15 protein-coding genes and 1 riboswitch are annotated in these 19,313 nt (G+C 63.0%); of the genes, 6 read left to right on the top strand and 9 right to left on the bottom strand.

Features of this window, described 5'->3' with window-relative positions; translation table 11 throughout:
• Positions 1 to 32 precede the first annotated feature (32 nt).
• Positions 33 to 1,055: a Gfo/Idh/MocA family oxidoreductase gene (locus tag AC1DD7_RS17515; RefSeq protein WP_477516029.1), complete on the top strand. Its 1,023-nt coding sequence runs from the start codon at positions 33 to 35 to the stop codon at positions 1,053 to 1,055.
• Between the two features lie 356 nt (positions 1,056 to 1,411).
• Here AC1DD7_RS17515 and AC1DD7_RS17520 read toward each other — a convergent pair whose 3' ends face one another.
• A complete protein-coding gene (locus AC1DD7_RS17520) occupies positions 1,412 to 4,330 on the bottom strand; it encodes a chitobiase/beta-hexosaminidase C-terminal domain-containing protein (RefSeq protein WP_477515986.1) in 2,919 nt (972 codons plus the stop codon).
• Positions 4,331 to 4,451: 121 nt separating this feature from the next.
• Positions 4,452 to 5,255, bottom strand: coding sequence for a gamma-glutamyl-gamma-aminobutyrate hydrolase family protein (locus AC1DD7_RS17525; protein ID WP_477515987.1), 804 nt, complete (start codon positions 5,253 to 5,255; stop codon positions 4,452 to 4,454).
• Positions 5,256 to 5,329: 74 nt separating this feature from the next.
• Between AC1DD7_RS17525 and AC1DD7_RS17530 the strand changes: the two genes are divergently transcribed.
• Positions 5,330 to 6,466 (top strand): LOG family protein, encoded by a 1,137-nt coding sequence (locus tag AC1DD7_RS17530; RefSeq protein ID WP_477516030.1) that lies wholly within the window; start codon positions 5,330 to 5,332, stop codon positions 6,464 to 6,466.
• On the opposite strand, the gene AC1DD7_RS17535 is transcribed toward AC1DD7_RS17530, so the two are convergent.
• The 3 genes from AC1DD7_RS17535 to AC1DD7_RS17545 form a co-directional block, all read right to left on the bottom strand.
• Positions 6,463 to 7,374 carry a matrixin family metalloprotease gene (locus tag AC1DD7_RS17535; protein WP_477515988.1) on the bottom strand — a complete coding sequence of 304 codons (912 nt, stop codon included), beginning with the start codon at positions 7,372 to 7,374 and terminating at the stop codon, positions 6,463 to 6,465. The genes AC1DD7_RS17530 and AC1DD7_RS17535 overlap by 4 nt on opposite strands.
• A 117-nt stretch (positions 7,375 to 7,491) precedes the next feature.
• Entirely contained in the window at positions 7,492 to 8,304 is an 813-nt protein-coding gene (locus tag AC1DD7_RS17540; protein WP_477516031.1) for a matrixin family metalloprotease, read from the bottom strand.
• Between the two features lie 144 nt (positions 8,305 to 8,448).
• Positions 8,449 to 9,612 (bottom strand): VIT1/CCC1 transporter family protein, encoded by a 1,164-nt coding sequence (locus AC1DD7_RS17545; RefSeq protein ID WP_477515989.1) that lies wholly within the window; start codon positions 9,610 to 9,612, stop codon positions 8,449 to 8,451.
• Between the two features lie 254 nt (positions 9,613 to 9,866).
• Here AC1DD7_RS17545 and AC1DD7_RS17550 point away from each other — a divergent pair, with 254 nt between their 5' ends.
• Positions 9,867 to 10,061 carry a hypothetical protein gene (locus tag AC1DD7_RS17550; RefSeq protein WP_224093790.1) on the top strand — a complete coding sequence of 65 codons (195 nt, stop codon included), beginning with the start codon at positions 9,867 to 9,869 and terminating at the stop codon, positions 10,059 to 10,061.
• Between the two features lie 12 nt (positions 10,062 to 10,073).
• Here AC1DD7_RS17550 and AC1DD7_RS17555 read toward each other — a convergent pair whose 3' ends face one another.
• Together AC1DD7_RS17555 and AC1DD7_RS17560 are read right to left on the bottom strand one after the other, a co-directional pair.
• Entirely contained in the window at positions 10,074 to 10,358 is a 285-nt protein-coding gene (locus AC1DD7_RS17555; protein WP_477515990.1) for a hypothetical protein, read from the bottom strand.
• Positions 10,359 to 10,373: 15 nt separating this feature from the next.
• A riboswitch (SAM riboswitch) is annotated at positions 10,374 to 10,493 on the bottom strand.
• A gap of 211 nt (positions 10,494 to 10,704) precedes the next feature.
• On the bottom strand, positions 10,705 to 12,246 hold the full coding sequence (locus tag AC1DD7_RS17560) for a sodium:solute symporter family protein (protein WP_477515991.1): 1,542 nt from the start codon (positions 12,244 to 12,246) through the stop codon (positions 10,705 to 10,707).
• A gap of 267 nt (positions 12,247 to 12,513) precedes the next feature.
• On the opposite strand from AC1DD7_RS17560, the gene AC1DD7_RS17565 reads away from it, so the two are divergent.
• Positions 12,514 to 13,089 carry a helix-turn-helix domain-containing protein gene (locus tag AC1DD7_RS17565; protein WP_477515992.1) on the top strand — a complete coding sequence of 192 codons (576 nt, stop codon included), beginning with the start codon at positions 12,514 to 12,516 and terminating at the stop codon, positions 13,087 to 13,089.
• Positions 13,090 to 13,183: 94 nt separating this feature from the next.
• Here the strand turns inward: AC1DD7_RS17565 and AC1DD7_RS17570 are convergent, their stop codons facing one another.
• Both AC1DD7_RS17570 and AC1DD7_RS17575 read right to left on the bottom strand, forming a co-directional pair.
• Positions 13,184 to 14,026, bottom strand: coding sequence for a DUF559 domain-containing protein (locus AC1DD7_RS17570; RefSeq protein ID WP_477515993.1), 843 nt, complete (start codon positions 14,024 to 14,026; stop codon positions 13,184 to 13,186).
• A 270-nt stretch (positions 14,027 to 14,296) separates the two neighbouring features.
• Entirely contained in the window at positions 14,297 to 16,270 is a 1,974-nt protein-coding gene (locus AC1DD7_RS17575; RefSeq protein ID WP_477515994.1) for an APC family permease, read from the bottom strand.
• A gap of 231 nt (positions 16,271 to 16,501) precedes the next feature.
• On the opposite strand from AC1DD7_RS17575, the gene speB reads away from it, so the two are divergent.
• Positions 16,502 to 17,572 carry an agmatinase gene (speB, locus tag AC1DD7_RS17580; protein WP_416416767.1) on the top strand — a complete coding sequence of 357 codons (1,071 nt, stop codon included), beginning with the start codon at positions 16,502 to 16,504 and terminating at the stop codon, positions 17,570 to 17,572.
• Positions 17,569 to 19,272, top strand: a complete 1,704-nt coding sequence (locus AC1DD7_RS17585; RefSeq protein ID WP_477515995.1) for a thiamine pyrophosphate-binding protein — start codon at positions 17,569 to 17,571, stop codon at positions 19,270 to 19,272. The genes speB and AC1DD7_RS17585 overlap by 4 nt, the downstream gene beginning before the upstream one ends.
• Positions 19,273 to 19,313: the final 41 nt, after the last annotated feature.

A 19,313-nucleotide genomic window follows, 5' to 3' on the forward strand; every position in this document is an offset into this window, starting at 1 on the left:
AACTTCTGCTGCACTGACGGAGACAGATAATGATGAAGCAAGTGACCCTCGGCCTGGTGGGTGTTGGCCGGATCGGTGTAATGCACGCCAAGAACATCAGCGCGCTCAACCAGGTCCTGAACCCCGAAGGTATTCAGGTCCAACTCAAGCTCACCGACGTGGCGGAGGAACACGCCCGATCCGTGGCTGCCGAATGTGGAGCGGAATTCATGGGTTCGGTGGAGGAGTTGATCTCCTCGGGTGTGGATGGACTGGTGATCGCCACCGGCACGGCGACACACCCGGACCTCATCCGCGCCGGCGTGGATGCCGGAATTCCCGTGTTCTGCGAGAAGCCGGTGGCTGTGAATGTTGACCAGTCCCTGCCTGTCCTGGAGTACATCCGGGAGAAGGGCGGAACCGTGCAGATCGGCCACCAACGCCGATTCGATGCCGGCTACCTTGAAGCCAAACGCGCCTACGAGGCCGGGGAATTGGGCTGGATCCACTCCGTCCGTGCCCTCACATGCGACATGACCCCGCCGCCGGTCCAGTTCCTGGCAACCTCGGGCGGCCTGTTCCGGGACTGCTCCGTGCACGATTTCGACATCCTTCGCTGGCTCACGGGCAAGGAAATCGTGGAGGTCTATGCCAAGGGCTCCAACAATGGCGACCCCGCAATCGGTGAGGTGGGCGACGTCGATACCGCCTTGGCAGTAGTAACTTTCGACGACGCCACGGTAGGTACGGTCTCAGCCAGCCGTTACAACGGGGCCGGGCATGATGTCCGCCTGGAACTCCAGGGCTCTGATGGCTCGGTGGTGGTTGGCATGGATGAACAGATGGCTGTCCGTTCGGCTGAGCCAGGGGTTGCCTTCCCGTCCGGCATCTCCCACAAGACCTTTGCCGAGCGCTTCGACCAGGCCTACCGCTCCGAGATGGCTGCGTTTGTGGAATTGGTCCTCGGGGAACGCAAGAATCCGTGCACCCCCGAGGACGCCGTCGCTGCTTCCAAGGTGGCCGACGCCGCCCAGGAATCCCTCGAAACCGGCGTCCCGGTCCGCGTCGCTGCCTGATCTTCTCTCACATCCTGCGGCTCTTTTCCCGATCCTCTCTCACATCCTTGGGGATTGCCGGCGGTCATCTCTCCCTTGCTTCAGGAAAGCCACGACGTCGGCACCTGACTTGGGTGCCGACGTCGGGAGCTACTGCGCGGGGGAGGTGAGAGACGATCGGCCGAAAGGTGCCCTGATGTGAGAGAGGATCGACCGAAATGGGCTTCGAGGTGAGAGAAGATCGGCCGAAAGTCGCCCCGAGGTGAGAGAGGATCGGCTGAAAGGGGCCCCGATGTGAGAGAGGATCGGACGTAGCTGACGCGGGCCGGATGAGTCTGGGGGAAAACTCCGACCCGCGCCAGGTCTATGGGGGCTGATCAGGCGATGACCTTCATGGCCTGCCAACCCGAGCCGAGGCTAACGGGCGGAACGTTGCTGAGCGTTCCGCTTCCCGATCCGGGATAGAGCCACAAAGTGTCTCCGATGCGGCCTACGACGTCGTTCTTACCGTCGCCGTCAAGGTCCCGTGGCCCGGCCAGCGCAGTGCGGGTTCCCCAGCCCGTCCCGATCTGCGTCCATTGCAGCCAGCCCCCGGAACCATTGCCCGGATATAGCCATAATGCGCCTGTATCAGTGCGCCGCGCCAGTACATCTGCCTTGCCGTCGCTGTTGAAATCACCAGTGCTGAAGATGGCGTTCATGACGCCCCAACCCCAGCCGACGGTGTAGGGAGTCCGCTGTCCTCCAGCACCATTTCCTTCATACAAACGGAGGTCGCCGTTGCTGCGACGTGCCATGAAATCGGGAATACCGTCACCGCTGAAATCCCCTGGTGAGAAGATCTGCGTCATGGTGCTCCAACCGATGCTGACCTGCTTCCGTGCGCCAAAGCTGCCAGCACCGTCACCAGGGTAGAACCACAGGACGTCCCCGGATCGTGCCAGGAGGTCCGGCTTTCCGTCGCTGTTGAAGTCACCCGGGGTGATGGTGTCCGTGTTGGCTGACCAGGCCGGCGCAGCCAAAGCAAGCTGCCGGGGAGCGAGTCCGCCTGCACCGTTGCCCGGGTACAAGTACAGGTTGCCGGCGGTGTCCGCCGCCAGGACGTCAGCGCGGCCGTCGCCGTTGAAGTCATGGGCCGACGGCGGTCCGGCTACAGGAACCGTGTAAGTCTGGGTGCCCACGGGCGAGGTGTTGCCTGAGGTGTCCACGCCTATGTATTTGAGCGTCAGGGTGGAACTGCCCATCACGATCGGGCTGGAGTACTTGATGTTGGTAGCAGATTCCGTGGCCATGGGGGTGCTGCCGTTCGTGGTGTAGTAGATGGCCGCCCCGGGCTCGTTGGCGCTCAGCGTGATCGTGGCGCCGCTGGCCAAGGCCCGTCCGGTGGGATTGGCCGTTACCACTGGGGCCGTGGTGTCCGGCGGAATCGTGTACGTCTGTGTTGCGACGTCGGACGTATTTCCAGCCGTGTCCTTCGCGAAGTACTTCAGGGTCATCGGGCCCGGCCCATTGAACGTAATTGGCGCGGTGTAAACCAGTCCCGCCGTGAGAGGATCGGTGCCGTCCGCCGTGTAGCGGATTTCCGCCGGCTCGTTGGCGGACAAGGTGATGGTGGTGCCTGCGGCGTAGGCCCCGCCCGCAGGGTTGGCTGTCACCACGGGCTTGGTGATATCCGGGCCCGTGGAGTACGTCTGGGTGGCCACCGCCGAGGAATTGTTGGCGCCGTCAACGGCGAAGTACTTCAGGGTCATCGGGCCATTCAGCGGGATGGGGCTGGCGTACTTGCTGCTCGCCGTCGTGGGGTTGCTGCCGTCCGTGGTGTAGTAGATCGTCGCCGTCTCATTGGCGGTGAGGGTTATGGACTGGCCCACAGCGTACGTTCCACCCGGAGGCGTCGCAGTAACCACCGGGGCAACGTTGTCCGTTCCCAGGTAGGCCTCGAACTCGGCCAAACCGGCGTTGGTGGTTGTGGAGCTGACTGAGGTGATGTTCAAACGCACGGAGCTCACGGTCTTTGCCGGGAAGTTGATGGTGAGTCCGGAACCATTATTGGGAAGCGCAGGGACTGTGACTGTGCTTCCGTCCGAGAACAGGAGGTTTCCTCCGGTGACCTGGTCCGAGAGGAGCGGCCGGTCGAACAATGTCACCGAGCTGATGGTCCTTGTGGGGGAGAAGTTGTACTGAATCCAGCTGCCGGCCTTTTCTCCGGCTGTTACCCACTCACGCGTTGCGTCCATGGGGGTGCCCCACGCGTACCCATCCCGGGCTTTCTCCGGACTCTGGGCTGTTGCTTTCTGGGATGACGCCGTGACGGTGGTCCCGGCCGATTTAGCGGCGTTGCCCACCCACTCAATGGCTGTGATGTATTGCCGTTTCAGCCACTCATCGTAAGGGGAATCGGGGCATCCTTCGCCAGGACTGCTGCAGATATACATGTCGAAATCCGCGAACCGCACGAAGGTGTCCACCTTGGTGGTGAGTTCAGCACCCGTCACATTTTGGGGGTACTCGTCAATCACATATGCGTCGTAGGCCAGGGAAGTGTGGGGGCCGGTGTAGCTACGCGTAGCCAGCTGGGCGAATTTGGCGGTTGCCCAGTGGTCGCTGTGGTCGTAGGGGTTGTTGAAGTTGCCGGTCCAATCCTGTGTTCGGAATGTGGTCGGTTGGAAGTTGGCCACGAGCCGGTTCAGCGCCGTCTGGAACTGTGACTTGGTGAACGTGGCCGCATTGTCCACGGGCCTGATGGAGGAAAGCCGTCCATCCCAGAGTTTGAGGATGCTCTGATCGTTGTACTCCGCACTGCCGTCACCGTTCGGGAAACCATCGGGGAGCCGCATGAACACTACCGAGATGTTGGGTGCGCCATTGAGGGTTTGCATCGTCAGCGGACGGTTGGGAACGCCTGCGTCCGACGTCGTCCAGGAATCAGAAACCCCCGCCATCTTGGAGTAGCTGGCCCTGATTCCAGCTTCCAGACTCTTCCAGTAGGCGGCACCCTCGCCGGCCTCGCCCGCCGTGGTGAACACCGTTTGGACGCAGCGTTTGGCCTGGATGTCCCTCATGAAGTCCGGGCTGAGGAAAAGCAGGTCATCGTCGGTGTGGGCCACGATCTGCATGGCCCCGCCGGTACCTGCGCACGGTGGTACGGCTGCCACTGCGGGGGCACCCGAAAACACGACGAGTCCCGCGAAGGCCAGGGTCGGACCAAGAAGCAGGCTTAGGAGGCGCCTGAAGAAATGGGGTTGCCGTTCCGGACGACTGGGACGACGGACGTATTTTGGACGGTCCACAACCATGCTCCTTTGAGCAGATGTTGGGCCCCCCAGCCGGCAAATTTACGACGCCCGCAGGACGTCATTCCAATGGAGTTATGCGCTAGCCGAACTCTCAGTGGAACGGAAAGCGATGCAGTGAGCGCTACTGTACTCCTCCGGGGCGAGCCTGAATAGGGTTCCGGCACACTTCCACGAACGCCTTAAAGGGCGCCAGCCGCTTGTTATCGGGAAGCTGGGAAGCTTCGGGATGCCACTGCACCGAGGCCACCCAGCGGGAAGGGTCCTCAAGCGCTTCCACTGTGCCGTCGTCGGCGATGGCCGTGACCACCAGGCCTTCACCCACCCTGGCCACGGCCTGGTGATGCCCCGAGGCGATCTTGATGGAGGTCCCCTCCGGCGCGCCATAGAGGGCTGCGGTCTTCGATCCCGGTGCGAGCACAACGTCATGCCATGCCCACTCACCGGCCGCGGGATCGTCGGGATTCAATCCGTTGTGGTTGACGGCAGACGGCGCCATGTCCTGGATCAACGTCCCGCCATAGAGCACGTTCAACAACTGATGGCCGCGGCAGATCCCCAGCAGCGGAAGGCCGGCGTCGATCGTGGCCCGGGCGACGTCAATGTCCAGATGGTCCTGTTCCGGGTTGACGTCATATACCGAATCGTCCGGGTCCTGGCCATAAAGACGCGGTTCCAGATCCCCGCCACCGGGCAGCAGCACCCCGTCGAGCGTTTTCATGACGGAGGCCAGACGCCCCGCGCTGTCGGCCGAAACGGGGGTCAGCAACACCGGCTGCGCTCCGGCTTCACGGAGCAAATCCACAATCAAGGTGAACAGTTGGTTGGCTTCGCCCACGCGGGCGTCGGGGTTGTCCGAGCTGCTAAGGCGAATCGGAACTCCGATACGCGGCCGGGCGCCAGCGCCGCCCTCATCTGAAGTCTTCATGCTTCATCATGCAACGGAACATCGCCCTGCGCGTAAACGGGACGCAAGCCGTTGAGCACTACTACGCTGATGCCATGAATCCCTCCGGTGCCTTGAACCCAAGTCCACGGACGCTCGATGTCGAAAGCATCGTCCATTTCGACAAACTGGTTACTTCCGGGGCGGGATCCATGCACGGCTGGCACGCACAGTCGCTGGACCTCCGCGGCCGCTCGCGGGAACTGAAAATGATGGACCCGCAGGGCGCGATCTTTCTGGGATGCACTTTCGACGACGGCATCGAGGAGAGCCTTCGAAGCCGCGGCGCGCTCATCTTTCCCAAGATGCGCGGCGTGCCCTTCAACCCGTATCGCGGCACCCTCTACACAGCCAGGGAACTCTACGAGGACATTTCCGCTACCGATTATGAAGCCACCCTGGACGCGCGGATTTATGAGTGGAGCATCCTTCCCGGGAAGCGTGCAAGCCTTGACGCAACGCTCGCCGCAGCCCTCCACGACCACGCGATTGGCGACGCCCTGGATGAACTGCTGCAAGACGGTGACCTGGCAGGCACCAAACTCGTGGGCGTCATGGGCGGACACGCAGCGCAGCGCGGAACCAAGGAATTCGCCGACGCCGCGCGGCTGGGTCGCTTGCTCGCGCAGGCCGGATTCACAGTGGCAACCGGCGGTGGCCCCGGCGCGATGGAAGCAGCCAACATGGGCGCCTACCTCAGCGGACTGCCCGACGCCGATTCCACCGCAGCGCTGCAAGCGCTCGCGTCCGTACCCGGGTTCAGGCCCTCGGTGTCGGCTTGGGCGCGGCAAGCAGCCGCCGTCGTCGAACGCTACCCGGAAGGCACCGCGACGCTGGGCATACCCACCTGGTTCTACGGCCACGAGCCACCAAACCTGTTCGCCACCCACATCGCCAAGTACTTCGCCAACGCGATCCGGGAAGCGATCCTCCTGAAGCTTTGCAACGGCGGGATCGTGTTCCTGCCCGGTTCGGCCGGAACCGTGCAGGAGATCTTCCAGGACGCCTGCGAAAACTATTACGGCGCCCCTGAAACCATCACTCCCATGGTCCTGGTGGGCCGCGATCATTGGGAACAGACCTATCCGGCGTGGCCGATGCTGCGCAGCCTCGCGGCGGGGAGGCCCATGGCGGACAGGATCTTCCTGGTGGACACAGTGGAGGACGCGCTCGCAGTGGTGGCCGCGGGCTAGAAATCCTTGCTGCAGGGGCCGGAGCCGAGTTGGGCAAGGCCCGTCTTGTCCCCGGTGGCGTACTCGCGAACCCACGAGGCTTGGTCGTACATCAGCTGGCGGGGGTCATCCACATGGTCCAAACCAAGAACGTGTCCGAGCTCGTGCATGATCACGGCCGTGCCCACTTCCTTGCCCTGGGGTGAGTCCATGATCCCGGCGAACTGGGGTGCATCCAACGATACCGAGCCAGTTACATACGCCTTATAGCCGTTGCTTAGGCCGATGGAAGAGCTTCCGCCCAGGCCCACCGTTTGTCCCGTCAGCCGCGGCACCTGCTCCGGCGTGGTCCAGGCAATGAGCACAGGCGCCCAGCGGTCACCGTACGTGGTGGGCTGGTAGCCGGCCCTGTTGGTGCTGGGGATTTCGGACGTCGGACCGTCATAAATGAACTGCAGCCCGGAGGCGAGGCTGGCCTGCCGGACTGCGTCCTCCACCATGGAATACCAGCCTGTGGGGGCCAGATCCGAGTTCACCACGTAGTGGATCGGCCTGCAAGGGGAGTATGCCAGGGGAGTTCCGTCCTCCTTGACGGCCAGGAATTTGTAGGAAGTGCTGGTCCGCTGCAACGGCGCCGGCTTGCCCAGTGGTGCGTCGGCTTCCTCAAAGCCGGGCAGCGGATCCTGACGTTGGCCAAAGGGAACCAGTCCGGGCCGTGGCGCTTGGCTCTGCGTCGTGGAATCGGACCAGAAACTTTGCAGTTCGCCGCTGAAGTAGGCGCCGGCGCAGACCAAACCGAGGACGCCGAACAGGAACAGGATGGCCGCGATGCTGCTGTGTTTGATGGGGGGCCTGGGCGGTGGCGTGGCATGCTGGTAGGGCGGCGGGGGATAGGGGTCTGGCCACTCTGGCGACCCATAAGGTTCCATCGAACCCCCTCACGGGACGGCCCAATCGGACGGTGGGGCGCCGCCGTCGGCCGCTTCCGTCAGGATAGAACCCATGGGACCGCGAGTCCATGGCGATTCATGAGAAGCTGCGCTGCTTCAGATGTCCTTGCGGCAAGGAGCCGAGGCCAGGAGGTGAAGGCCGTTCAGGTCGCCGGCAGCCAATCCGTCAGGGGCGCCGATCTCCGGGTACATCAGCTGAACCGGATCATCAACATGATCCAAACCCATGACGTGCCCCAGCTCGTGCTGCATAACGGCCAGCACGTAGTCCGAACCGCCCTCCTCCGCAAGAAGCTCCGCTACTTGCGGGGTGTCGAGCTCCAGGCTGCCCGTGATGTAGCTCTTGGGACCATTGTTGAGTGAGTACATGGTGCTGCCGCCCGTACCGATGACGGTCTCAGCCAGCGCCGGAGCCGTCTCGGGCGTGGTCCATGAAATCAGCAACGGTGCCCACCGGTCACCGTACTTGGACGGTTGGTACGGTTCGCGTTTAGCGGTAGGCAACTCATCGGTGCTGCCATCGTTGATGAACTGGATTCCGGACGCTGCGGAAATATTGGCGATTGCGGTGGCAAGCAGTGCATCCGTACCCTCCGGTGCGGTGGCGTCATTTACCACGTAGTGCAAGGGGCGGCACGGCGAGTACCCCACCGGAGTGCCGTCGTCGTTGGTTGCCAGGAACTTGTACGAATCGCTGGCGTTGGCTGGGGGCGGCGGCGATGCCAGCGGGGCGTCCGCCTCGTCGATTCCTGGAGGCGGCGCGTCCAGGGCGCGGGCCGGGGTCTGTTGGATCGGCTCGCTTTTGGGCGAATTGGGCAGGGCCACGCCCGGAAACAGCCCGATGATCCGCGGATCGCCGTGGAGCAAACCGCTGACAAGGACAGCCACGACGGCGGCTACACCGGCCATGAGAACGCCGCGAAGAATTCGGAGGGTTGTGCCCGCACGACGGTGTTTTGGCGCGCGCAACGGCGGCTGCTCCGAATCCACGGTTCTCCATTCCCTACGCCCCGGTCACGCGGGGCCGCGCGGAGGACGAACCAACATTACCGCCTAGACGATCATCGTTCCGAACGCGAGGCCAAGCCCATAGGTGGCGGCTGCGGCACCCAGGCCGATCGCCAGCTGCCGGAAGCCACGGCTCAGCGGTGAGGTCCCGGACAACAGTCCGACGACGGCGCCAGTCGCCAGGAGCGCGATGCCCACCAGAACACCGGCTACCAGCAGTGCCGCCACACCCGTCATGCCGAAAATAAACGGAAGGATGGGCACGATCGCACCGGAGGCGAAGAAGCAGAAGCTGGACATCGCAGCACCCCAGGCAGACCCCACGGTTTCGTGGTCGTCGGCGGGTTGCTCCTTTTCGGGTTGCAAGGAGAGGCTGGGATCGCAGTCGCAACTGAAGAGTCCCATGCGTTCGGCGGCGCGGTGCTCGGCGGCCTCGCGGGTCATGCCCCGGGCCAAATACACCAGCACGAGCTCGTTGTGCTCAATGTCCAAAGACGGGGCGGCTGTGAGGGTAGCCTGCGTGGGCAGCGTGGCGTTGAGCAACTCCCTTTGCGAGCGGACCGAAACGTACTCGCCGGCACCCATGGACAGGGCGCCGGCCAGCAATCCGGCCACTCCGCTCATGAGCACCACCGGGCTGGGAACGCCCGTTGCGGCCATACCCATAACCAGTGAAAGGTTGCTCACCAGGCCGTCGTTGGCACCAAAAACAGCGGCGCGGAAGGTACCGGAGAGCCTGTTGCGTCCACGGGTGGCAAGGCCCCTGACAACTTCTTCGTGGATTTGTTCGTCGGCAACCATGGCCGGGGTCGCGGCAGGTTCGGCACCGTAGGGGGAGCGGCCTTCCGCGCGCTGAGCCAAGGCGAGCACGAACACTGAACCAAAGTGCCGGGCCAGGAAGCCCAGCAGCTGGCTCCGGGTTGAAGCTCCCTTCGGCATACCAGCGTGCTCTCCGAGGAGCTTGAGCCAGTGTGCCTCGTGCCTTCCCTCTGCCTCGGCCAAGGCGAGCAGGATCTGGCGTTCTTCGCCGTCACGACGCTGGGCGAGTTCCCGGTAGACGGCGGCTTCGGCCCGCTCGTCGGCCAGGTATTGACGCCAGCGCCTGATGTCCGCGGCCGTGGGTGGGACTGGTTGGGGCGGTGTTCCGGATCCGGGGGCGGGGTCCGGAGCGGGGCTCGACGAACCGTGGGATTCCTGGTGCTTCTGCACTTTTTCTCCTGTGCTGGGTGGGGTAGTTGCGGCCCCATTGCACGCCCACTGTACCGCTTATTGGCGCGGATTTTTGGCCGGTATTCCTTAGCGGGAATGTTCGGCGTGCCTTAATTTTGGGCTAGATCCTGCCTTGCTCCGGGCGTGCCTTGACCCTCTTCAAGCACAGTGCTCAGATGGAAGGACAGGGGCGGGGGCCCTCCCCGCACTCGGTCAGCAGGCTGCTTGCCAGCCCACCAGACGGAGGTTGCAGCATGGACACCACCGAACCGCACGCCAACCACCCGGAACGGGAGACCATCGAATCAGACCCCGCTTACGACTACAGCGATGACCAGGAAGTCGACGAACCCTGGGTGGAGGAAATCGACGTCCCGGATGACGACGAGCGGGTTGTCCCCCTGGATGAAACCGAAGAATTCCGTGGGGAAGAAGACGAAGAATTCTAGGACCGTTTTCTTCTAGGCAGGGCCGTCTTCACCGAATCTGAAATGCCGCTCCAGTCCCGCCGGACGCCCGAGCGCTGCAACAGTCACCGTCAACGTCCTCGACGAATCACACCACCGCGACGGACGCACAGCCTGGGCAAGGGCCTGTGCTATCAGGTGCGCTTCGTGGTGCCGGAACCGGCTCAGGCCACCGTTCACGAACAGGGTCACCGTCCCAAGGACAAGGTCGACGCCGGGAATCACCGGGACGGTGGGCGCTTCGGATTCGGCGGGGGTGCTGAGGGCTTGGTACGGCAAGGACTGCTCCTTTGGGGAGTGCTCTTGCCCGCTCGGTTGTCTCTGGTCCGGGGCGGGCCGCTTCCTCATCCGAACCACCCGTGAACATGGGGTTGGTGTGTGGCCAGTCGGAGCTTGGCGCCACCTCTCTTGAAGCTGGGACCACTGTACTGGAGGAGTGCTGTCCGGGAGAAGTATGGCTCTCGGATCCCCTGCGTTGTGCGGCCTGGTGTGCGTGCCATGGGGCGTGGATGGGGCGCAGAGTGGCCCCGCAACGCCCGAATCTAGACGGAAAGCGCAACGGCGACGCTGCCCCGGGAAGGGGCGGCGCCGCCGTCGAACATTACTTGGGGCTGGGTCTGCTCAGCTAGCTGGCGTGGTGGCTGCTGACAGGGTGGGCCTCCAGGGGCAATTCGTCAGAGACCGCACCGGCCACGCGCTTGTCCCAAGCGGCCCGAACTTCGGGATCCGTGGGAGGCGTGAGGAGGGAAATCACGACGTATGCCACGAACGAGGCCGCCAGGCCGTAGTAGATGGGTTCGTTGGCGTAAACGCCATCGACGCTCGGAATGACTCCAGTTGCGAACAGGATCAGCAAGGCCAGAGTCAATACCGAGCCCACTGCCATGGACCAGGCAGCAGCGATACCGGTTCCGCGCTTCCAGACGAGGCCGCCGAGGATAGCGACGAGGAGGCCGCCTACCAGGATGTCGTAGGCAATGGTGAGGGCAACAACCACGTCCTGCGCGGCCATGGAGATCAGCACCGCAACGATGCCCAGGCCAAGAACCCAGTAACGGTTGGCCTTGACGTCGTGCTCGGGGTTTTCGGTGTCGTCAGTGTTGATGGTCTTGCCGAACCAGCTGGCAACGAACGGAACAACATCTGCGCGAGCCACGGTGGCGGCGGCAATCAGGGCACCTGAAGCAGTGGACATCATGGCTGCAACAGCTGCGGCCATGACCAGGCCGCCGATGCCGATGGGCAGGATGTGCGTTGCCACTTCGGCGTACACCACGTCCTTGCCGAGGTTGGCGACATCGATGTTGGGGAGCGCCACCCGGGCGGCCAGGCCGATCAAGGCACCGGCTACACCGTAGAGGATGCAGTAGACGCCGGCGGTCGCTCCACCCCAGCGTGCAACCTTGGGAGTCTTGGCGGTGAAAACGCGCTGCCAGATGTCCTGGCCGATCAGGAGTCCAAGGGTGTAAACAACGAAGTACGTGATGATCGTCTGGAGACCGATTCCGTCAATCTGGAAGAAGCTCGCATCGACGCGCTCACGGATGCCATCCAGTCCTCCGGCCGCATTCATGACGAACGGGAGCATCAGGAAGAAGATGCCTACGGTCTTGATGATGAACTGGACCTGGTCGGCCAACGTGATGGACCACATGCCACCGATGGTCGAGTAAACAAGCACAATTGCACCGCCGACGGCGATCGCCATCCAGCGTTCCCAGTCGAAGAGGACGACAAAGATGGTGGCGTATGCGCCGGTGGATGTGGCACAGAGCATGAGCGTGTAAGCCAGCATCACGATGCCGGAGGTCTGCGTAGCCTTGCTGCCGTAGCGGAGGCTCAGCATTTGGGAGACCGTGTAGATCTTCAGGCGCTGGATGGTGCCGGCGAAGAGCAAGCTCAGGAGGAGGACGCCGGAGCCGATTGCGACCACCAGCCACATCCCCGAGATGCCGAACTTGTAGCCCAAGCCGACGCCGCCGACGGTGGATGCCCCACCGAGGACAACTGCGGCCATGGTGCCTGTGTAAAGGAAGGGTCCCAGGCGGCGGCCAGCCACCAGGAAGTCGCTGTTGTTCTTGGTGCGGGACTTGCCCCACCAACCGAATGCGAGCATGGCAAGCAGGTACACCACCACAATGGCGATGTTTATGAACGATGAGTCCATGAGTGGCTCCTTGGAGCTGGTGCACGGAGGTTGGGGTTTTCGACGATACTCCTGCGCAGCGCCGAAGTCTCCGTGCTGATGATTGGAGATTGGGTTCGTGTTGTGTGCCTCACAGACAACACTTGTTGCCTATGAGGATATGTTGTGATCGGGGTAACAGTCAAGGGGCTTTGGTCATCGTTGGGCTGTTTGTGGCTCCCACAGCCCGTGATCCCGCTACTATTGCTGCAATGACAGGGCCCAATGACAGGCCTGAAAGGTTCGTGAATGAAGGCTCTCCCCGTTGAACCAAGCAACGTTCCCGTTGCCATTGGTTCCAGAATCCGCGCAGCCCGCCAGGCGCAGCGCCTCACCATCGAGCAAGTGGCGGACGCCACGGGACTGACCAAGGGCTTCCTCAGCCGCGTCGAGAGGGACCTGACCTCGCCGTCGGTCGCTTCCCTGGTAACCCTTTGCCAGGTCTTGTCCGTGTCGGTAGGGGACTTGTTTGCCGCTCCGGAAACGCACCTGACCAGGCGCGACGACGGTCCTCGGATTTCCCTGGGTGGCGAGGGCATTGTGGAGCGCTTGTTGACGGCCCGCTCGGAGCGGCGCCTGCAGATCCTTCAGGCCACTATCGAACCGCGGGGCCGTGGGGAGAACGAGCTCTACGCCGTGGACTGCGACGTTGACGTCCTTCACGTAGTCAAAGGACGCATCAAACTTATCCTGACCAACGAAGAGTATGACCTCGAAGAAGGGGACACCCTCTCCTTCCCGGGCCGTGAACCCCATACCTGGGTCAATCCCACGGACGAAACCGTCGAGGTCCTCTGGATTTTGGTGCCCGCAGCGAGCCGCTAGGCCCTTCCCGCTGCGCCGCGGTCCGTCCCAGTTGCCCGACGTTTGCCGTCCGGATTTGGTGAGTGGGCCGTGGAATCCCGCGGCCTGGCCGGCTTCACTGCGCCACCAACCGGGGAGGAGCGTCGCGTGGGAGGCTGAGGACTGCCCGAATTTCTGCAAGCATGCGCTCCGGTTCAAACCAAATGACCTCCGGCGGATACCTCAGCACCAAGAATCCGTTGACCGTGGAGGCATTATTCCTCGCAAGGTCATTCCGTAGGGATTTCCTGCTTGAGTGATACGCGAAACCGTCCACTTCCACGATGAGGAAGTCCTCAATGAGAAAGTCGACGCGTCCGATTCCAGGGATCGCTACTTGGGAGTTGAAGGCGATGCCGTGAGCGCGGAACAAGTGCTGCGCATCGATCTCCACAATGGACTCCGCACTCAGGTCCAGCTCATTGAGCGCGTCGAGAACAGGCCGTGATCGGTCTCCCCGTGACTGTTCCTTCAGTAGTTCGAGTGGCACACCGTGCAAGCGAATCGCCGATGTTGCGATTGCCGTCGATGCGGGTGGTTTCAGGCACGCCATCGCGTGCAGCACGACGTCCTCGACGGCGGCGATGGGGAGTGTGGGATGGGGATCGAACCTGTTGGTTCTGTGTCTGACGAAGCCAAGACCATGCCCGTGGTTGCAGGCCAAGTGATGGAGGTCGGGTGTTTTGCGCAGCCACAGCCCATAATGCGGGGCGGCGCTGGCACAGGAGACGTGGGCGTTGTGGCGTAGGGCCGCTGCCAACTCTGGTTTGTGTTCCCCAAGCATGAAGACGCCGCGCCGAGGCTGTCGTGCCCCTTGGCTTGACAGGCGTGCGAGGTCCGCGCGCGAGTAGCCTGCGGCCAGCAATTGCCTGGTTCGGGCAACTCCGCCGAGTTTTTGGAGGTACTGGAAGGCATCCATCAGGCCAGTCCATACGCTTCCCATGCCGCGTGAAATGACTAACTTGCCGTATGTGGGCAACGCCGGGTCGACGCCCTCTCCCAGTTTGTGCTCCGAGCCGCCGCGCTCCTCCCCGGTTGCCCCCGGATTTCGAACAATCGCCCAAGCGAGGGGCCCGGAAATTCAGGGTTTGCCTGCGGCGTGCGAGGCATCAACCGGGGAGGAGCGCGGCTGGGCGAGGGACCAACCGGGGAGGAGCGTCAAAGAAGGTCAGGAAGCTACGCCGCGAGGTCAGCCCACGTGGACCCAGGGCCGCCGGGTGATGTCCGGCTCAGCCTCACGCAGTACCTCGCGGGTCACCGGCGCGATCTCGCCCTCGCCGAAGAACAGGAACTTGCTGAGGTTGGAGATCGGATTGCCCTCGGTCCAGCGGAAGTAGATGTGCGGCATGAAACCCGTAACGTCGCGGATGTGAAGCAAGACGGCGGCAAGGGTGTTGGGCACGTTGTTGCTGTGGACTTCCAGGATCTTGAAGCCATGCCGCTTCTTTCCCACGACCTGGAGCTCCTGCTCGAAGTCTGAGCTGTCGTCCACGATGATCTCGATGAACACCGCATCGCAATCCAACGGCAGGTGGTTGGCCTGTTGCGCGTGTTGGAGCTTCTCCCGGTACCGCCCGGCGCTGAGGTGTTTTGGTTCATGCGCGATGATCCGGACCGGTCCGTCGACGTTGTTCGCAGTGAATTCGAGTGCAGTCTGGTCCATCTTGATGTGCGTGGCACGTAGCTCGAAGGCACGCCGGATCCGGGAGATGAAGCTCACCACCATGATGCCCAGAATGAACAGTGCGGCGATCTTCAAGCCGTCCGGACGCTCGATCGAGTTGACCACGGTGGTGTAGATGAAGACCAGGGAGACCACTCCGAAGCCGATGAACTGTGCCCGCTGCTTCTTGCGCCGGGCCGACAGTGTCACGGCGATGGAGGCGGAGGTGATCAAGACGAGTACACCCGTGGCATAGGCGCCTCCCTGCGCGTTGACGTCGGCTTGGAAAATAATCGTCACGATGAAGGCGATGACCGTGAAGACCAGGACGAGGGGACGCAGAGCGCGGACCCAAGCTGGTGCCATGCCGTAGCGCGGCAGGTACCTGGGGACCAGGTTCAGGAGGCCGGCCATGGCCGAAGCTCCGGCGAACCACAGGATAGCGATGGTACTGACGTCGTACACCGTGCCGAATCCGTCGCCCAGGAACTTGTGGGCGAGGAAAGCCAAGGCACGCCCATCAGCCTTGCCGCCGGGTTCGAATTCTGCGGCCGGGATCAGCATGACGGTGGTGAAGCTGGACGTGATGAGGAACGAGCTCATGATGATGGCGGCGGTGGTCAGGAGCTTGTGGGCACCTTTGATCCGGCCGGCTGGCTTCGCTTCAGTGTCGGACGGATGTCCCTTGATCTGTGGCATGACTGCGACGCCGGTCTCGAACCCCGAGAGGCCAAGGGCCAACCGTGGGAACACCAGCAGCGCAAGGGCAATCATCAGGATGGGATCGCCGTGGGATGTGTTAAGCGCAGTCCACCAGTCAGAGATGACCCGGGACTCCGTGAAGACATGGCTGATGGAGACGATGACCACCACAAGGTTCAGAGCCAGAAAAGCGGCGACCAGGACGACGGCCACGTTGATGGCTTCCTTGAATCCGCGCAGAAAGACGATGCCTAGTCCTGCAATCAGGGCCAGGGTGATGACAACCTGCTGGCCTTCCAGGAAGTGCGGAGCAAAGGGGTTCTCAATGAGGTGGGCCGTGGCGTCGGCGGCGGAGAGGGTGATGGTGATCATGAAATCCGTGGCCGCAAAGCCGAGGAGTGCCAGGACGAACAACTTGCCTCCCCATCGAGGAAGCAGGCGCTCGAGCATGGCAATGGAACCCTCGCCCCGAGGACTTTCCCTGGCAACGCGACGGTATACAGGCAGTGCGCCAGCCAAGGTGACGAAGACCAGGAGCAGCGTGGCCAACGGCGACAGCAATCCTGCCGCAAGGGCCGCGATCGCAGGCTGGTAACCCAGGGTTGAGAAGTAGTCCAGGCCCGTCAGGCACATGACCTTCCACCAAGCCTGCGGTTTGTGGGCCTCCGCAGGCTGTCCGTGGGGACCCTGCCGCTTGCCCGAGGTATCCGGCATTCCTTCCAGCAGCCACGATTTGAGGTGGAATGCCTTTTTGTGCCGGTCGGCAGGGTCGGCCGGCGGCCTCGTCAGGGTGGTCACGTTGTCCTTTCGGGCAGCAGGGTGCTGCTCACGCAAGGAGCGTATGGCCGCCTTCTGCGGCCCGACCCCCGTTTTTATGGAATCTTTACGCCTGATGTGACCGGCATCTCATGCGGGCTCGCTCCCAAGGAGAACTTGTAAACAGGTGATGCTTATTAGGAAACTTTGGGTGTATGATGGGTGTCACAGTTACTGATTCATCTCGACCTATCCACTAAGGAGTGGCGCATTTTGGAAGAGCTCCGTATTGAGGCCAACGGGAACCTTGGTCCCATCGATTCGTCCCGCATCCCGCGCTACGCCGGTGCTGCCACCTACGCCCGCCTGCCCCGCCTGGACCAGGTATCCAAGGCTGACGTCACCGTTGTTGGCGTGCCCTTTGACTCCGGTGTTTCCTACCGGCCCGGCGCCCGCTTCGGCGCGAACCATGTGCGTGAGGCCAGCCGCCTGCTGCGCCCGTACAACCCTGCCTGGGACGTCAGCCCCTTCGAGAACATCCAGGTTGCGGACGCCGGCGACATGGCGGTGAACCCGTTCAACATCAACGAAGCCATCGAGACCATCCAGCAGAACGCGCTGGACCTCACGGCCAACGGCAGCAAGCTGGTCACCCTGGGTGGCGACCACACTATCGCCCTTCCCCTCCTGAGGGCAGCAGCGGAGCGCGCCGGTGAGCCGGTGGCCATGCTCCACTTCGACGCACACCTGGACACCTGGGACACCTACTTCGGTGCGGAATACACGCACGGTACGCCGTTCCGCCGTGCAGTGGAAGAAGGCATCCTGGACACGGAGGCCATCAGCCACGTGGGTACCCGCGGTCCGCTGTATGGCAAGAAAGACCTCGACGACGACCACCGCTTTGGCTTCGGAATCGTCACCTCCGCTGACGTCTACTACCAGGGCGTCCTGGAGACGGTGGCCAAGATCCGCGACCGCATCGGAAATCGTCCGCTGTACATCTCCGTGGACATCGACGTCCTGGATCCGGCACACGCGCCCGGCACCGGTACACCCGAAGCAGGCGGCATCACCAGCCGCGAACTGCTTGAGATCATCCGTGGTTTCCGTGGCATGAACCTCGTTGGTGCGGACATTGTGGAAGTTGCCCCGGCTTATGACCACGCGGAAATCACGGGCGTGGCCGGCAGTCACGTTGCTTATGAACTGGTAACCCTCATGGCAGACAACGCCGTTGAAGGTGACCGTCACGGCGCACCGAACGGCTATGCCCAGCAGGCCTTGGGTGCACGCATCGCAGAACTCGCCCAGGCAACCGGCACCGCGGGAGAGACGCGATGATCGATTTCGATCCAGGCACCGCGGCGCCAACCCGCGGTACTGATCAGCGCAATGGTGGGGACCTCGTCGTCGAGACCCTGGAAGCGCTGGGTGCGAAGACGGTCTTCGGTATCCCGGGACAGCACGCTTTGGGTCTCTTTGACGCCATGGGCCGCGGCAACCTGCACTTCGTGTCTTCGCGTGTGGAGAACAATTCGGCGTTTGCGGCTGATGGCTACTCCCGCGCCACCGGCGAGGTGGGCGTACTGTTTCTGTCCACCGGTCCGGGTGCGTTGACCTCCCTTGCTGGTTTGCAGGAGGCTTACGCCACCGGTGTTCCCATGGTGGTTATTGCCAGCCAGATTCCGCTCGAGGGCCTGGGCGCTCGCCGCAAGGGCATGCTGCACCAGTTGGACGACCAGAAGGCTTCGGCCGCGAACGTCACCAAGAGCCAGCGCCTGATCCAGCATGCCTCGGGCATCCCGTCCGCCATCCAGGACGCCTGGACCGAGGCGATTTCCTCGCCGCAGGGTCCGGTGTGGATCGAGATTCCACAGAACGTCCTGCTGGATCCGATCATGGTCCCGCCGGTGGAGGACGCGCTCGCTGAGGCAGCAGATAACCCGCCGCGCGTCGAGCTGATCCGCGAGGCCGTGAAGTGGCTTTCGACGGCGGAACGTCCGGCCATCATCGCAGGCGGCGGTACGCGCCGTGGCCGGGCTGAGAAGTCGCTGCTCTCCATTGCCGAGCAGCTGCGCGCTCCCGTCATTTGCACTCCTGGCGGCAACGGTGCGTTCCCGTGGAAGCATGAGTTGTCCTTGCAGTCGTGGATCGAGGACCGGTACATGACCGATGTCCTGGAAGATGCCGACGTCCTCATCGTCATCGGTTCATCCCTGGGTGAAGTGACCTCCAATTACTTCACGTTCGAACCCCGCGGCCGCATCATCCAGATCGACGCCGAACCCCGCGTCCTGGAATCCAACCGGCCAGGTTTGGGCATCCGTGCCGACGCAGGCCAGGCACTCGCAGCCCTTGACGAAGCTCTCGCAGCAGCCGGTGCCGCTGACACGGTGACACGTTCCTGGCATGGCACCGCACCTGAGGACCTGGTGAAGGGAACCCTGGCCAAGGTGAAGGCCCGCCTGGAATCACAGGACCTGGCCAAGGAACTGAAGTTCATGGCCGACATCCGCGAGGCTGTCCCGGCTGATATGCAGACGTTCTGGGACATGACCATCTCCGCGTACTGGGGCTGGAGCTGCTGGGATGCTCGCGAGGGCCAGTTCCATTCCGCGCAGGGTGCTGGTGGCCTCGGCTACGGTTTCCCGGCAGCCATTGGCGGCGCCGTGGGATTGGAAACCACCGGCAAACCGAGTCGAGTGCTTGCCGTATCCGGTGACGGTTCCTCCATGTACTCCATCTCCGAACTTGCCACGGCGAAGCAGCACAACATCCCGGTCACCTGGCTGATCGTGGACGACGGCGGCTACGGCATCCTCCGCGAATACATGGTGGGCGCTTTCGGCAAGGCCACGGCCACCGAGCTTGCACGACCGGATTTCGTCAAGCTGGCCGAGTCCTTCGGTGTTCCGGCCCGCCGGGTGCCACCGGAGGAAGTGGGGGACGCTCTCAAGGAGTCCTTCGAAGCTGACGGCCCCAACGTCGTCGTGGTTGAGACGCTGCTGAAGATGTTCGGCCCCACCCACCTGGACCACTAGGTACCCAAGATCAAGCCCCGCACGCTATCCGTGCGGGGCTT

Source organism: Paenarthrobacter sp. 10L412 (assembly GCF_056395565.1).

Coding starts and splice junctions, on each gene's coding strand:
- AC1DD7_RS17560 (WP_477515991.1), bottom strand. CDS start 12,246: ATGGACTCATCGTTCATAAACATCGCCATTGTGGTGGTGTACCTGCTT.
- AC1DD7_RS17535 (WP_477515988.1), bottom strand. CDS start 7,374: ATGGAACCTTATGGGTCGCCAGAGTGGCCAGACCCCTATCCCCCGCCG.
- AC1DD7_RS17565 (WP_477515992.1), top strand. CDS start 12,514: ATGAAGGCTCTCCCCGTTGAACCAAGCAACGTTCCCGTTGCCATTGGT.
- AC1DD7_RS17540 (WP_477516031.1), bottom strand. CDS start 8,304: ATGGCCGGTGTAGCCGCCGTCGTGGCTGTCCTTGTCAGCGGTTTGCTC.
- AC1DD7_RS17525 (WP_477515987.1), bottom strand. CDS start 5,255: ATGAAGACTTCAGATGAGGGCGGCGCTGGCGCCCGGCCGCGTATCGGA.
- AC1DD7_RS17520 (WP_477515986.1), bottom strand. CDS start 4,330: ATGGTTGTGGACCGTCCAAAATACGTCCGTCGTCCCAGTCGTCCGGAA.
- AC1DD7_RS17570 (WP_477515993.1), bottom strand. CDS start 14,026: ATGGATGCCTTCCAGTACCTCCAAAAACTCGGCGGAGTTGCCCGAACC.
- AC1DD7_RS17550 (WP_224093790.1), top strand. CDS start 9,867: ATGGACACCACCGAACCGCACGCCAACCACCCGGAACGGGAGACCATC.
- AC1DD7_RS17515 (WP_477516029.1), top strand. CDS start 33: ATGAAGCAAGTGACCCTCGGCCTGGTGGGTGTTGGCCGGATCGGTGTA.
- AC1DD7_RS17530 (WP_477516030.1), top strand. CDS start 5,330: ATGAATCCCTCCGGTGCCTTGAACCCAAGTCCACGGACGCTCGATGTC.
- AC1DD7_RS17585 (WP_477515995.1), top strand. CDS start 17,569: ATGATCGATTTCGATCCAGGCACCGCGGCGCCAACCCGCGGTACTGAT.